We start from the raw sequence: 15679 nt of genomic DNA on the forward strand, positions 1-15679 counted from the left end.
GATGTAGGTACTTTTGTACAAAACACCCTTTGCTATAGGAGACGTTTTGTCTACTGTAAGTAGAAGGAAGGAACTTTGAAACATGAAAAGACCCCAAAGCTTTCTTAAAAAAGCGCTTTGAAGTCTTCATATCTCATGTTTTACTTTTAGGAACTAATCCCTACAATTGATTCGATAATTTGTGCCCAGTCCTCACTATGGACTTCATGTCCTGTACGATCAAGAGCTATTAAATTAGCATGAGCAATAGCTTTTGCAAGAGCAAGTCCATGTTCGTATGGGAGGGCCGGATCTTCTGTTCCATGAATAATCAGTGTAGGTATAGTAATTTCACTCAATCTGTCATAATATTGGCCTCCTCCTTGAAGCAAAGCATGGTTAAATCTACTCGGCAGCCGTTTGGCGCGGGCAGCTTCTCTTTCTGCTAGCTTATACATTCTTTTCTCTTCATAAGGTTTTGTTCCACTTAAAATTTCCCATCCACCTGCAAGGTAGGGAACAGTCTCCTCTTGATTTGACCAGTCTATGGAAGCGCTCTTCGTGTGGTAATCAAGTATCCGCTGATCCATTGGGGGCAATTTTTCCGCCTCCTTTCCAAATACGCTTGATGCAATTAAAGTAAGGGAGTCTATGCGATCCGGATATCTAAGAGCAAGGATTTGTCCTATCATCCCGCCCAAAGACATTCCAACAATATGAGCTTTGTCTATAGAGTAAGCATCTAAAACACCAATTGCATCGTCAGCCATATCCGTTATTGTATAGTTAGACGTACCGGGTGGATAAGTGGTAGACCGTCCTAAATCACGATGGTCGTAACGAATAACAAATCTCTCATGTTCAGCGAGGAGAAGACAGAAGTCTTCATCCCACCAATCTAACGAAGACATTGCTCCCATTATTAAAAGTACAGCGGGATTCTTGGGGTTTCCAAAACTTTCTGTACAAATCTCAACGTTATCAATTTTTATTATCTCTTCATTCATTCGTGTACCTCCTTTTAAGTGTTAGAGAAATGAAAAGCAGTCCTTTATTCAGTTCTCTAACATAGGGATATTTCCTTTTGGAATTTTATTTAGGAAATCCATTATTCTACCTATCTCTTTACCTTTTTACTAAAAAGTAAAATATAACGTTCTTGAAAATGTAAGTCCAAACTTGTTGAAGACTAGGGGGATTCAGTTTTTGCTGTCTGTAACATGTTGATAAGGCAGGAAAGTTGAATGCATGTATGGAAAAATACTTATGTGAGGTGAAATAAGAATGAATGATTACTATGGAGAAAATACCTTTTAAACTTTAATTACATTTTTTCATTTATTATAACTTGATAGACTAATATACATATACAGGATTGCTGAATTCCTGTGCTATTGGTGAGCATATGAATTCAACGTTCTCATGAGGAGATGCATTATGAAGAGGTTAATAAATAAGATTGCGGTTGTTACTGGTGCCAGTCGGGCAAAAGGTATTGGTACTGAAATATGCAGGGAATTAGCTAGAGAAGGCGCAGATATTTTTTTCACTCATTGGTCAAAGTATGATCGTTTAATGGATTATTGCAATGAGGATGATTTTAAATGGTCGAAACATCTTATGGAAGAGATTCGCGGTCTGGGAGTGCGATGTGAATCAATGGAATTGGATTTATCGCAACCCGATGCACCAAGAAAGCTGCTTGATGAAGTTCAAAACAAACTAGGGTCTCCATCAATCCTTGTAAATAATGCAACACATTCTGTGGACGTAGATTTTCGTTCTATAGATGCTGATACGCTTGATGCTCATTATAACGTGAATGTTAGAGGGACGTGTCTTTTGACTGTTGAGTTTGCACGTCTAATCGAAGGTAAGCATGGCGGTCGAATTATTAATATGGTGTCAGGTCAAGATAAGTCACCTGAGCCGGGGAATTTGGCCTATGTTGCAACAAAAGGGGCTGTTTCTACGTTTACTAAATCAGTTGCTATTGAATTAGCACCTCTTAAGATTACTGTTAATGCTGTAGATCCTGGACCAACTAACACTGGCTGGATGAGCAGTGAGTTAAAAGAAGAGCTACGGCCAAAGTTCCCGATGGGTCGACTTGGTGAGCCACGGGATGCCGCAAAATTAGTTATTTTTTTAGCAAGTGAAGAAGCAGAATGGATTACCGGACAAATTATTCACTCAGATGGAGGCTTTTGGTGATTTAATATAGTAGCGGTCTTTCATTTTTTAGAGGATTTTTGTATGAAACAAGCAGTTAAAAGGATCTTCGAAGGAAGATTCTTTTTTTATAATGTAACGATAACCGATTTTCTCCACTTTATTAGTCAGTCCCAAAGGATTGTTGATGGGCTATAAAAGAAAAAGTACGGGCTTTTCTGAATCAGTAGTAAAATCAGGTATTTCATTTATGACGAATGCTTTATCATTTTCACTTATTGACGACAAATAGGATATATTCAGGGGGAATGTTTATATGTCAAGCTTTGAGGACGAAGAAGTGCTAACAGGAGGGAATGTCTCTAACGTTTATCGCTTGGGAGAAACTGTACGACGAGAACTAAAATCAGATAGCCATAAATTTCATAAGCTATTAAAGCATTTAGAGAACAAAGGTTTTAGTTATGCACCAAAATTTTTAGGCATTGATGAAAAAGGGAGAGAGGTCTTGTCATTTATTGAAGGTGAAGCTGGGAATTATCCTTTGAAGAAATATATGTGGTCTGATGATGTTTTAATAGAAATAGGGAAAATGCTCCGTCTTTATCATAATTCAGTGAGTGGTTTTTCATTTGATGACAGCTGGAAATCAATAGATAACACTCCTAAACCATTTGAGGTACTATGTCATAATGATTTTGCCATATACAACATCATTTTCAAGCAAGAAAGACCCGTAGGCATCATTGATTTTGATGTTGCTGGGCCCGGGCCAAGAATTTGGGACATTGCTTATACTCTTTATACGTGCGTCCCCTTAAGTAGATTTTACCTTTCTGAAACAGGTGAGAAGATTTATTATAATTCATTGCACCATGCTCAACATAGAAAACAAAGAGTGAAATTATTTTTTGAATCTTACGGCGAAGAATTACGAGAAGGTTATTTGGAAGTGGTATTGCTGCGATTAGAGGGGTTATGTAAAACAATTACAAGAAAAGCCAGTGAAGGCGACAGGGCGTTCCAAAAAATGATAGACGAAGGACATCTTGAACATTATCAAAATGACATTAAATTTATTCGTGAACATAGGAAAGAATGGGCTTAAGGATAAGTTTTAATGGAAGAAGCAACACACTTTTATTAAAAAGCATGTCTATAACACCCTTTATGTAAATGATGGTTGTTATTCTTTGTAGAGGAGGACTTGTTATGCGAATTATTAATATTAGAGAACAGGTAGAGTACAAAGATAAAGCTATTGAATATATTCAGAGATTGTATTTAATAGATTAGCGATTAATTTTTATTTGAAATGTTTTTAACTGTTTGAATCAGTGAATAGCGGGTATAAGTTGATTATACAAGCGTAGTGCCCCCCAGGAACATGCATGTATATTTCTTTTTCTTACTTACCCTGTTTGAATCCTCATTTTATGGAGGGTTCTTTTTTTGTGTCTAAAAGATATAACTTTTTAAATTATATATATCAAACTCTTTAACATATATGTATTTTATACTCAATAAATCAATGCAACAACAGCAATATAAGATGAAAGAGATTCAGTGTGTTTTTAAGTTGCAGCAACAAAAAGGATCGTTATGCACTAAGAGCTAGCTTTTTATATGTGCTCTAGAAAGCATTATGTTGAGTAGGAATGAATGTAAGAGAAATTGCAGAAATACTATGGACAGGGATGGCCAAATTTTCGATTTGTAAAATATTTTTTGTGCTTTTACGCGTTTTGCTTATGCCAATTTTCGTTTTTTTCATAGTATGTACTATAAATGTATAAGGAGGTGAAGTTATGCCAGGACGTCGTAGTGGAGATCGTCGTACATCTCAATCTCGCTCTATAGTAGATAATTTTCGAAGAGGAGATAAAATTCAAGTTTTTTCTGCTGGAAGACAGCTTGATGGAAATGGTACGTTTATTCGAGCAGAAGGCGGATTTTTGGTATGGGAAGATAATTCAGGTAATAGAAATACGACTAGTTTAGAAAGTATCAGCGTTCGCAGATTAAGAAAACGTAGTTGCTAATAATTTGGACAGGCTCTGATTTTATATAAATAAAAAACACCTTCAAGCTGATAACCGGGTATGGAGTACCGAGCAATCACTTGGAGGTGTTTTTTCTCATAAAAAACTGGGGATTCCGTTTTGGGTGCATCCAGTAGGTAGCATTTTTAGAAATTAAATATTGATAGTTGCTGCCTCACTAGTGGTACATGAGCTAATTTATATAAAAGCGACTTACTCAGTTTGTAAGGGGAAAAGTAACTTTAATCTCTGTTCCAGCATGTTCTTTGCTTTGTATATCAATTTCTCCTTTATGGAGATTCACAATATTTTTAGCAATAGCTAATCCCAGTCCACTTCCTCCTGAATCCCGTTTGCGGGCTTTGTCTACTCGATAAAACCTTTCAAAAACATGAGATTGTTCTTCTTCTGGTATGCCAATGCCATAATCTTTTATTCGGAGAATCGCTTTATGCTGATTACTTTCCAAAAAGACCTCAATTACATCGGTACTATACTTTATGGCATTATCTAAAAAGATAATGATTACTTGTTTCAGCTTCAATTCATCTCCCTTGATGACAATGGAGTGGGAATTTTTATGCAGGATAATAGGTCGGTCATAAACTTGCATGAACTGAGTTACAAGGGCTGTACTGAGAGAGACAAGGTCAACTGATTTTATGTCAACAGGTTCCGAGTCCTCTAATTCAGCTAAACTTAACAGTGTTTTAGTCAAATTTTTCATTCTATTTGTTTCTAAATAAATAGCCTCAATTGCTTCTTTTGCTATTGTTTCATCTTGTGTTCCATGCCTTCTAAGAATCGTAATAAAACTGCTAATAACAGTCACAGGTGTTTTTAACTCATGAGAGGCATCGGAAATAAATTGCCGTTGTTTATCTGAGTTTTCCTTCAGTTTACTAATCATGCGGTTAAATGTAGCTGCCATTTTGTACACTTCATCTTTTGTTTCAGTTTGTATACCAATCTTTTTCAGCGTTCCACTTTGTTCAATATCCTCCATTGTAGAGATCATTGATACAATAGGCTTCATAATGATAGCCGATAACCATCTGCCAGCTAGAAAAGAGAGAAGAACCGAAACAACGGTAACAGTCCCCATTATGGACAAAATAATATCTTTGCGGCTTTCTAGTCCTGATAACCGCTCACTTATTTCTAACGTGCCTATTACTTTGTGATTCTGATGAATCGGTACGTGAACTACTAAATTTTGATGTTCTTGAAAAGGTCTAAGTTCAAAGCTCTTTTCCGTTGAAAAAGTAGGTGAGATTTTCTGAACAAGGACTTTGTCGTTAGTGACTTGATTAATAGTTGTAGAGTTCGGTCCCACGATTCGAATAAAAGAGTGACTAGGCATGTAAGAGTTTAAAAGGTTTTTGTCTAGCGATAATGATTCAGAAATGTGGTATTTTTTCAACATTTCATTCGCATTTTTGAAGACTAAGTGTGCTTCCATATTAACGGTTGTTTTCATAAATAAGAAAAATACAATCGTATTTACAATGAGCAAGCTGACTAACAGAGAAACTGTAATAAACAAGTTAACCTTGGTAGTAATTTTCATATGGTTCCTTTCTTATCACATATCCTACTCCTCTGACGGTGCGAATCAAGGGAGAGTTAATCTCTTCTTCTATTTTCTTTCTCAAATGTCCAATATACACATCTACGACGTTTGTTTCTCCTTCATAATCATAGCCCCAAACGGTCAAAAGGATATTTTCTCTGCTCAGTACGATATTTTGATTTTTTAGTAAATAAACAAGCAAATCATATTCTTTCGGTGTTAATATAATCGTTTTGTTTTTTCTTATCACTTCTCTGGTCTCTAAATTTACAGATAAATCTTCTATTGATAAATGAACATCTTTTTTTTCAGTAACTTCTTGAATGATAGATCTATGACGAAGACTATTGCGCACTCTAGCTAATACCTCTTCTATTTCGAAGGGCTTGGTGATGTAATCATTAGCTCCATGATCTAGTCCCATCACTTTATCTAACGTAGTATCACGGGCTGTCAAAAGAATAACAGGGAGGTAGGTGTTCTTTTTTCTAATTCTTCGAAGGACTTCGATACCGCTAAGTTCTGGAAGCATAACGTCTAATAAAACTAGATCAATGCTGTTATGTAAAGCAGCTTCAAGGCCGCTTTTTCCTTCGTGCTCTACGAGTACTTGGTATCCTTCATGCTCAAGCTCAATCTGAAGAGCTCGTGCAATCATTTCTTCATCTTCAACGATTAAAATACGGTTTTGCATGCAGGTTCTCCTTTCGCATCGTTCAAAATGTAATAAACTTCATTTGGACAAGATAAGCTCCTGTTTAGTTGGACCTTTCTTTTTAGTGAACCACTATAGATTAATACCTTTCATAAGACGGAAGGTTTCAAGAAGCAAAACGTTTAACCCTAGCCATACTCCTCCAAATACATATCCTGCTGCAATATCGCTGGGATATTGTATGCTGAGGTACAAACGACTAATCGCAATAAGCAATAAAATAAGAATGGCTGCTATTGGTGCTAATGTAGGAACCCATAATCTTTTAGAGTGTCGAACCATCATAAACACAGCAAACCCATAAATAACAAAAGCCATTAAAGACTGCTCGCTTGGAAAGGTGTATGAAAGCTGTTCTATCAACGATTTTCTAATAGGGGAGAAATGGTGAAAAATTCGTCTTAGGCTTTCTTCGTACAGCTCTCCGCCGCCTGCCACAACTACCAGAGATAATAATTCGATTTTTTTATCTCTGCCTTTCCATAAAATCCATACAAGTGTAAAGAAAATTAATGCCACCAGAACTTGCCTGGATCCGAGCATGAAAAGTATCCGCATTGGTACATTCCAATCTTTATTAAAAAGGGCTGATATTAATAGACTGGTTATTTTGTTAAAATCTCCAAACTCGTTTGCGATAAAGTCTTGCGTCATTCCAACCATAAGCAGAATAAACGCTAATGTTACTAATGCTGTAAATATAAAAACAAGACCTGCCCGTTTCCGCGTATGAAACACATTTACTATCCACTCGAGACAATTAATTGCTATCTTTTTAATCGTTACTTTGAACTTTTTATAAATGTAAATAGCAACGAACAAACTTACAGCTACAATTATCCCAATGATAAAATACTTCTTAATAGAATGATGAAACTGTTCCCACTGAGGTCCTAATAACTTTCCTAGAGTAATAAATGTGGTGACCCAAAGAAATGATCCACTATAGGCGTACAGTGCATACGTGCGAAAAGGAAGCCGAGTAATTCCTGAAAAATATCCTGTAATATGTCTAATAACTGGGAGGAAATAAGCAATAATCAACAGCTTGTTTCCATGTACACTAAACCATTTTGACATTCTTTCAATTCGCTCTGGCCCCATATGAAGGGGTTTGCCGTATTTATCAAAAAAAGGAGTCCCTAACTTATAGCCTACCCCGTAGGCTATAGTCATTCCAACCATACTCCCCATACCAGCCGCCAAGATACTTCCCACCCAGCTTAAATGTCCTTGAAAAGCAAGAACCCCAGCGTAGCCCATAAGCAGTTCGCCTGGAAGAGGAAGCGCAAGAAGTTCCAGCATTAATGCTAGAAACAGCACGATATATCCGTACTGATTTATATAAGATGTGATAAAATCCATGGTTTGTCCTTCTTTCATAGTATGTATCTAAAGCACAGTCGGTAAGGCGAATATGCTTACATGGGATTGAAATACAAAGATGAAAAGATTAATTTCACCTTTGTATTTCTTTTAATGTAGCATTATTTATTAAAAAAACTGGATTTTTCATTGATTTTTAATGTTATTTTTAGCCTATTTTTAATTACAAAACGTAGACTGAAAATGTGCTATTTGAAAGCTCAACTTAAGACTGTTTGTTTTTCTAATAAATAGTGTAAGGAGTTCCTAACCAATCTATGTAACGAAAAAGAAGAAAAGACACATCACACAAATTGATTAAAAAGGGTAACTACCCATTATTAATTTTTTATAATGCTTACTCTTTTCCAAGTAGAGTAATTCTTTAATCGTATAAACAAGAGAACAAAAAGGTGCGGGAAACAGCCCAGGCTTTACCACATAGCAAAAGCAGACAAACTACAAGGAGGGAAAAGTCATGAATAATCGTGAAAAAGATAAATACCTCATTCTTTCCGCTACATTTGGAGAAGGGCATAAACAAGTGGCAAATGCGATAAGCGAGGCAGTAAATGAGCTGATTGCTGATGCTGAGCCTATTAACATGGATATCATGGAATGGATTCATCCCAACCTCTATCCAATCAGCAACTATATCTATAAAAAAAGCATTAAGAAGTTTCCTCAAGTGTATAGCTTTTTGTATAAAAAAACTCGTGTAAAAAATTCGTTTTCCGTTAAGCTAAATTCGATCTTTTTATCGGGCATGCAAACGGTGCTTAAAATCATACAGGAAATAAAACCGAAAGTAGTGGTTAGTACCTATCCATTTGCCGCTGGGATAATATCGAAATTAAAAGAGCAAGGGTTAATTGATATTCCGGCGATAACCATCATCACAGATTATACGGATCATTCTTATTGGATTCATCCCTCTACAGATCAATATATGGTAGGGTCTGCTCGATTGCGTGATCAATTAATTGCGTTAGGGGTAGAGGCGGACAAAATTAAAAACACTGGAATACCTGTACGGAAAAGATTTATGGATGTTCTTCCAACAGACCTTCTCTTAGATAAATATATGATCAATCCAAATATGTTCACCCTGCTCATCATGGGAGGGGGAGACGGATTTTTTGGAAAAGGACTTTCAACCTTTAAGGCATTAGAATCCATTTCCACACCGATTCAACTTTTTATAGTATGCGGTAAAAATAAGAAATTAAAAACACAATTAGAGTGGGAATTAAAAGACTCAAAGCATGACGTGAGAATTTTTGGATACTGTGAAAAGGTTGAAGAATTAATGGCTATTTCAGATTTAATGATCAGCAAGCCGGGGGGAGTAACAACCTCTGAGGCAATGGCGATGGGTTTGCCAATACTACTTTATCATTCGTTACCAGGACAAGAAGAAGACAATGCAGAATATTTATGTCGTTCGGGATTCGCACTGTCTGCACAGTCAGAAAAAAAGTTAATTGCGCAAATTGAAAATCTTGTCCGCGATTCAGCACCTTTAAGATGGATGAAACAAAGGATGAAAAAATATCAAACCAAAACATCATCCACGGAAGCTCTCCATGTCATTGTCGAAGCAGCAAGATGCGGTTCATTACGTAACGTAACAGATAGTAGAACGATACAAAAGCAAAAGGAGATAGAGGTGAGTATATAATATGGAGTTCATGATTTCTGCTATTATTTTTTTTATTTTATTATACACCGTTATTCCGTATTTCCTATCACGTAGCCTAGGAGTGAACGTAGTTAAAAGAGGAAGGGATTTATCCAAAATTGCTTTTACGTTTGATGATGGTCCGAATCCTGTTTATACCCCCATACTTCTTGATTTACTGAAGAAAAATGAGGTGAAGGCAACCTTTTTTGTGGTCGGTACTAAAGCAGAAAAGTACCCTGAACTGATTCAGCGCATGCATAATGAAGGCCACTTAATCGGAATTCATAACTACGTACATCACTCCAACTGGTTTATGTCGCCTTGGAAGGTTAGAAATGGAGTTAAGAATACAGCCAAGGTGATTAAATCTATCACTGGAGTCACACCTATTTATTATCGACCGCCTTGGGGAATGCTCAACCTTTTCGATTTTATGAGAAGAGGTAAATATAAGATTATTCTATGGTCAATCATGGCGGAAGATTGGCGAACCTCTGGCGGAAGCGAAAAGATTAAAAAACGCCTAGCCAATATAAAAGGCGGGGACGTCATTTTGCTGCACGACTGCGGAGATACGCTCGGAGCAGAATCTGAAGCTCCAAGAAACACAATTAATGCGTTAAGAGATGTATTAAAGACAGTGAAAACAAAAGGATTCACTTGTGTCCGTGTTGATGAATTGGTAGAGAAGCTATAGGTAGTAAGAGGATTAGAAGATTATCTTTATTAAAGCTTGCGAATGACATTTTAATTCTTGTCATTACCGTAACTAAATATCTTATCTGTTATAAAAAAAGAACCTCTATTTTAAAGAGGTTCTTTTTTATGGCCAGTAAAAAATATATGGTAATATAATCTTATATTGGATATATTTATAATTTTGCAGTTTATAAAATCTATGTTGAATCAGCAGTCAATTTAAACGACATCTATGAAAGTAGGGTAGTTCTTGAAAAAAGTTATTTTAAAATTCTTTGTATACTTTTTAATCTTCTTTGGAGGAAACTTAATGATTAATATTCTGTTCACCTCTAATTTTGATCTTTTAACAGCATTTTCAACCGCTTTTGGAGTTTCCTTTGGGATTGCTATCTTCGGGTATTATACATATAAAAAAGGCAAGGAAGCGTAAAGTGCTGTGTTTTTGAGCCAATACATAAAAGATTTTAGTAGAAACTTAAATATCATAGTATTAAATTATAAAGATTTTGAGGTTTAAGATGGGAAATTTGTTGAATTACATTTATTTTTTTATTGCCATTTTAGTTGGCTTGTACTTTTTTATCACCAATAAACACTCTAGAAAGCCACTATTCATGTTGTTACTATCGATGCTTTTATTTTATAGCAGCGCGTATTTCTTTTACTATAAGACTTATCCAATTAACTTACTCAGTACATTATCCATACTTGTGTTTTGGTGGATCATTCTTTTATTACTAAGAGAGATTTATTCTAGAGAAGAAAATATTTTCTGGAATCTTTGTTTAATCTATGTAGCGCTATACCACTTATTGCACTACGTTTTTGATTCATTGGCTCAAAAGAACTTTTTGTATGAATTTATCTTTTATTTTTATACAAATGTAGGATTACTTCTGCTTGGCTTGTACTATTTCTTAAGAGTCTATAAAAATAGAATCGTGCATTAGAATGAACAAAGTTCCTTGGAGCTCAATGTCCACAATTCTTGTTGCGTTAAATTTTTATAACAGATTGCTTTGCAGAAAATCAATTATTTTCCATCATTTAATAAATATTATTGAATCTCATGGACGCCTTGTATATTTTTATATTATTTACCGCAATTTAAAAGAAAAAGGTGAGGCTGATATAATGGCTAAAACAATTCCATCCTTATGCATTTTGCTGGGGGCTTATGTTCTTATTGCATTCATCGACGTTTTTCAGGGAAACTATATGTTTCAATCGTTTTATAACCTAAAACAATATTTTGTAATTGCCCGTGGAGAAGATTATTTTTTGGTTATTTTATTTGCTTTGATATTCCTTACTGTTAGCATTTTTCCTGTTTTAAAAAAACAATAGCCTCCCTTGTCATGAAAGGGCAGGCTTTATTTTTTGTTTTATATATGCTGTAATCAGCAATAGGATGGGAATTGCTATATGAAAAGGAAGGTGCAATAAATAAGGAACAATTTTGAGTCCTTCATTTATATGAGCTTGGTAACTAGGAGCAATCATGAGTGAGGAGAAAAAAATAACACCGCCAATTAAATAAATATTTGTAACAGAAGATTTCATTCGAAACAAATCAGCCGCGCCAATCACTGCACAAAAGAAATAGATGGTTATTTTAACAAAACCTAAAATGACCATGAGAATAAGAATAAAGGTATCCAGCCTTTGAATAAAACTAGCTATGTTAATGTAACTCACAGCTGTCAGAGCGGGGAAAGAGGATCTTAAAACAGTCTCTGGTCCGAGTACACACAAAAGAATAATCGAATTAATGGTTAAGACAATTCCTCCTGTTATAATAGCGGATAACCCAATTGTTGCAGCCTGACTTTTTTTATTCAAATAAGGAAGAATCATAGTGAAGGTAATCAATTCCCCGAAAGGGACAGTAATACCAAGAGGGGCTAACTCTTTCCCTATGTTTCCCCATCCATTTGCTAATACGGGTTGAAGGTTTTCCACCTTGATATAGCCTCCTACTACATATAAAACATTTAATATAAAAAGAGTCAGTAAAATAACAACAAAACATAAGCATGTAACTCGTGCGAATGCTTCTATTCCTAAGTGAATACTATAAATCAGCACAAAGGTCATACATATCCCCAGCGTAATAATCGATGTAACATAGTAAGAAGAACTAATTAGTAATTCTTCAAAATCACGTAGTACTCTGGAAGCAATATAAACAAAATATATAATATAGCAAAAGCTGATAGCACCGCCTACGTATTTACCCCAGATTTTAATGAGGTAGCCAGTCAAGGGTATATTAGGGTATCTCTTATATAAGGAGATATAGACTAAATACAGTAAACATCCAAAAAAAGTAGCCAAAAGGGGGACTACCCATGCATCTTGCCTAGCAGCCTTTCCTATATCTAAAAGCAACGTACTGCCTAATATAAAGATAAACATCATACAAAATAATTGAAACCCATCGATTTTTATTTTAGTCAACGCTTTTTCAGCTCCTCATCTAGTTTACCTCATAAGGATTTGTCCGCATTCCGGTATTTACAATACTGACGTTCACATTCATCGATACCTTTGCGCTTGAAAATAGATTCTCCCAATTCTGTTTATGCTGACGCCAGTAACTAGGGTTGGTTCGAGACAAGCTATCACCAAAGCCAAATATATCTACCTTTTCTTTTTGTGCGATGCGAATAGTTTTTGTGATTTCCTTTTGTAATTCATTTTGTACCTCTTTTTCCAATTCTTTTAATACCTTTGGGTTGCTTAAATCTTTTTGGCATGATGTTTCCGTAATTTCTCCCATGACATTCAAATCTGTATGAATAAAAGGTTGTCCATGGCGGATTTTTGTCTTTATTTGACTTTTTATTCCGGTCGTCGTAACTGTGATATTCGCATTTATATTACAAGGGAAAACAAGGGCCGTGCTCTTCACTTTAGACGTAACAAGTTGAACAGATCGAGCCTCATCGCCATCCAGCCATCGAACTAATTTCCCTTTTCTAAACATAGCTAATCCCTTTACCTGCATAGCACTTGGGCTGGTATTCTCTAAATTGCCTGCTTCTTCTGACTTCTGAGAGGGTTTGTTAATGGTGATTCCAGGAAGAGATAGGTCTTTTCCCTCACTCAAAAGCATAGAAATAACTTCATATGCTTGTACATTACTAACTATTCCGTACATTTTTTGATTGTTCTGGGTTGTACTTAGAATACTTTTGACTGGAGTAACCTCGAAAGGTTCAATTACACCAAGCAATTTCTCAGCAGTTCCATCACGTGCAATAAAAACTGGAATACTTGTACGAGCTTGCTTGCCTCGATCCAAGGCATCAAATAATAAGCTAAGGTCATTTCTTGCTAACTTTTCACCTACAACGATAAGCGAAAGATGAGAAGTAATATGTTCTCTTGGGATGACGACAGAGGCTTTTTTTAATGCTTCCACTAACGTTTTGGCCGTTACTGTATAGTTAATGACAGGAAGACCCTGTCCTCCTGACGAACTGCCCTGTGATAAACCACTTGGATTAATGATCTGATAGGTTACTTTATAAGGTTGTTCCAAGTTTTCGTTCTCATCAATTCCCAATCCTATAATAACTCCTATTTGGTTTAATTCTCGGTAATTCGAACATCCTGAAACGCATAAACAAATGGCAGCGATCCATAAAAGCGAAAGATAAGTTTTCATTTTCTATCCTCATTTATCTTTATACGAAGTCTATTTATTTTGATGTTTTTTCAACAGAGATGGTAAAGAGAATCGAACTAAAGTATCCTTTTGCTTTTTAAAATCAAAGGGAGCAAAAGGTGAAAAGTAGGGGATACCAAAAGATCTTAGACTACTTATATGAAGCCATATACATAAGGTCATAAGCAAAATTCCATATAAGCCAATAAATGCTGAAATTAGAATCAAGATAAACCGAAAACCACGGGCCGCATTGACAATGCTAGTAGATGGCAGTGTAAAATTGCTGATGGCAGAAATAGCAACAATGATCACAACAGCCGCCGATACAAAACCTGCTTCTACAGCTGCTTGTCCTAGAATCAGCGCTCCTACAATGGAGACTGCTGGTCCGATTGCCCTAGGCATTCGTATTCCTGCTTCTCGCAACATCTCAAAAGCTAGTTCCATCACTACCATTTCTACAATTGCTGGAAAAGGAACTCTTTCTCTTTGCGCCATTAAGCTGACCATTAATGTGTTTGGAATAAGTCCCTGATGATGCGTAATCAATGCTAAATAGATAGCAGACGCATACATAGAAAGAAAAAAAGAGCCAAATCTTAGTATCCTTAAAAAGGAAGCAATATAATAATTTTGATAATAATCTTCGGGAGACTGAAAAAATTGAGAAAAAATAGCAGGCGCAATTAATACAAAAGGTGTTCCTTGTACAATAATAGCAATTCGACCTTCTAATAAATTTCCTACAACAGCATCAGGTCGTTCCGTATTTAATAAAAGTGGAAAAATAGTCGTCCTATCATCCCGGATAAATTCCTCAATATAGTTCGACTCGAGGACCCCATCTACCTTAATCTCTTTTAAACGTTCTTTGATTTCCTCTACAATACGTTCATCTGCATTCCCTTTAATATACATAATCCCTATATCTGTTTGGGTTACGCTTCCAATTTTCATGCTATCTAAGCGTAAATTAGAATCCTGAATTCTAGCTCTTATCAAGGAGGTATTAGTCCTTAAATTCTCTGTAAAACTATCTTTAGGTCCTCTAACAACAGTTTGGCTGGTTGGTTCTGTTACTGCGCGGGACTGAAGTTTTTTTGTATTGCCAATGAAAATTTTAGAACTTCCATTCAGTAGTATGACTGTATCACCAGTTAAAACCGCTGACATAAATTCATGCCAATTCTCTTTTATAGTCAATTGAGATACAGTTAACATCTGGGGTATTTGTGCTTCTATCTCTTTGACGGTTACTACTTGATTACTTTCCTTAAGCCCCTGAATAAGAGGAGTCATGATATTCTCATTTATAATGTTTTCATCTGCTAATCCGTCAAGGTGAATAACGGCTGCTTTTAACGTTTTTTGATACGGAGACTCAACCATTCGAAACGATACATCAGAGCTATTTCCCAATTCGTTCAATAGTCTCTCTATATTTTTATTTATATCATCATATAAGGGAGTTGCTGAACAATCCGTTGTCTTTTCTTTAGTAGAGCTTTTCAAAAGATATCTTTGTCGCACGTTTTACCACCTTTTATATGAGTGAATATTTGTTATACAACGAGTAACGTTATCATTCCTATAAAATGTAAAAAATATGCGCATGAGGAAGATATATAAAATAAAATGATAGGAAATGTATCTAACTTTGTTTTCTATTTTGTCGCATTAGTTGAACGTCAAAATAAAGCTGAGGATTCTTTAGAGTTTTCAGATGAAAATTAAAGCGGTTTAGCTAGTATTACTTTATATCCAGTGACAG

At 35.7% G+C, this 15679-nt stretch carries 14 protein-coding genes; 7 read left to right on the top strand and 7 right to left on the bottom strand.

The window, feature by feature from the left end; genetic code table 11:
• Positions 1-146: 146 nt before the first annotated feature.
• On the bottom strand, positions 147-986 hold the full coding sequence (gene mle, locus ACFX4E_RS22570; RefSeq protein ID WP_098248876.1) for an alpha/beta fold macrolide esterase: 840 nt from the start codon (positions 984-986) through the stop codon (positions 147-149).
• 430 nt (positions 987-1416) lie between these two features.
• On the opposite strand from mle, the gene ACFX4E_RS22575 reads away from it, so the two are divergent.
• The 3 genes from ACFX4E_RS22575 (at position 1417) to ACFX4E_RS22585 (ending at position 4193) form a co-directional block, all read left to right on the top strand.
• Positions 1417-2193, top strand: a complete 777-nt coding sequence (locus ACFX4E_RS22575; RefSeq protein WP_279620986.1) for an SDR family oxidoreductase — start codon at positions 1417-1419, stop codon at positions 2191-2193.
• A 274-nt stretch (positions 2194-2467) separates the two neighbouring features.
• Positions 2468-3259 (top strand): phosphotransferase, encoded by a 792-nt coding sequence (locus ACFX4E_RS22580; protein ID WP_060744991.1) that lies wholly within the window; start codon positions 2468-2470, stop codon positions 3257-3259.
• Between the two features lie 700 nt (positions 3260-3959).
• A complete protein-coding gene (locus ACFX4E_RS22585) occupies positions 3960-4193 on the top strand; it encodes a hypothetical protein (RefSeq protein ID WP_051421143.1) in 234 nt (77 codons plus the stop codon).
• A 217-nt stretch (positions 4194-4410) separates the two neighbouring features.
• On the opposite strand, the gene ACFX4E_RS22590 is transcribed toward ACFX4E_RS22585, so the two are convergent.
• The 3 genes from ACFX4E_RS22590 to ACFX4E_RS22600 form a co-directional block, all read right to left on the bottom strand.
• A complete protein-coding gene (locus ACFX4E_RS22590) occupies positions 4411-5763 on the bottom strand; it encodes a sensor histidine kinase (RefSeq protein WP_377238487.1) in 1353 nt (450 codons plus the stop codon).
• Positions 5741-6460 (bottom strand): response regulator transcription factor, encoded by a 720-nt coding sequence (locus ACFX4E_RS22595; RefSeq protein WP_098332609.1) that lies wholly within the window; start codon positions 6458-6460, stop codon positions 5741-5743. The genes ACFX4E_RS22590 and ACFX4E_RS22595 overlap by 23 nt, the downstream gene beginning before the upstream one ends.
• A 93-nt stretch (positions 6461-6553) precedes the next feature.
• Entirely contained in the window at positions 6554-7846 is a 1293-nt protein-coding gene (locus ACFX4E_RS22600; protein WP_028409997.1) for a VTT domain-containing protein, read from the bottom strand.
• Between the two features lie 478 nt (positions 7847-8324).
• On the opposite strand from ACFX4E_RS22600, the gene ACFX4E_RS22605 reads away from it, so the two are divergent.
• The 4 genes from ACFX4E_RS22605 to ACFX4E_RS22620 all read left to right on the top strand — a co-directional run bounded on the left by ACFX4E_RS22605 (position 8325) and on the right by ACFX4E_RS22620 (position 11579).
• The gene (locus ACFX4E_RS22605; protein WP_377238489.1) at positions 8325-9527 is read left to right on the top strand and encodes an MGDG synthase family glycosyltransferase; all 1203 of its coding nucleotides are present in this window, start codon (positions 8325-8327) and stop codon (positions 9525-9527) included.
• 1 nt (position 9528) lies between these two features.
• Positions 9529-10227, top strand: a complete 699-nt coding sequence (locus ACFX4E_RS22610) for a polysaccharide deacetylase family protein (protein ID WP_028409999.1) — start codon at positions 9529-9531, stop codon at positions 10225-10227.
• A 312-nt stretch (positions 10228-10539) separates the two neighbouring features.
• Positions 10540-10662, top strand: a complete 123-nt coding sequence (locus ACFX4E_RS22615; RefSeq protein WP_255256595.1) for a hypothetical protein — start codon at positions 10540-10542, stop codon at positions 10660-10662.
• 704 nt (positions 10663-11366) lie between these two features.
• Positions 11367-11579, top strand: a complete 213-nt coding sequence (locus ACFX4E_RS22620; protein ID WP_225049659.1) for a YczF family membrane protein — start codon at positions 11367-11369, stop codon at positions 11577-11579.
• A gap of 9 nt (positions 11580-11588) precedes the next feature.
• On the opposite strand, the gene ACFX4E_RS22625 is transcribed toward ACFX4E_RS22620, so the two are convergent.
• The 3 genes from ACFX4E_RS22625 to ACFX4E_RS22635 are packed head-to-tail and all read right to left on the bottom strand — an operon-like array spanning position 11589 to position 15438.
• Positions 11589-12692: a GerAB/ArcD/ProY family transporter gene (locus ACFX4E_RS22625; protein WP_098332611.1), complete on the bottom strand. Its 1104-nt coding sequence runs from the start codon at positions 12690-12692 to the stop codon at positions 11589-11591.
• 19 nt (positions 12693-12711) lie between these two features.
• The gene (locus ACFX4E_RS22630) at positions 12712-13905 is read right to left on the bottom strand and encodes a Ger(x)C family spore germination protein (protein WP_098525851.1); all 1194 of its coding nucleotides are present in this window, start codon (positions 13903-13905) and stop codon (positions 12712-12714) included.
• Between the two features lie 30 nt (positions 13906-13935).
• Positions 13936-15438, bottom strand: coding sequence for a spore germination protein (locus tag ACFX4E_RS22635; protein ID WP_028410003.1), 1503 nt, complete (start codon positions 15436-15438; stop codon positions 13936-13938).
• Between the last annotated feature and the right edge of the window lie 241 nt (positions 15439-15679).

The organism is Priestia sp. YIM B13491 (assembly GCF_042787605.1).
Lineage (GTDB): Bacteria > Bacillota > Bacilli > Bacillales > Bacillaceae_H > Priestia > Priestia megaterium_E.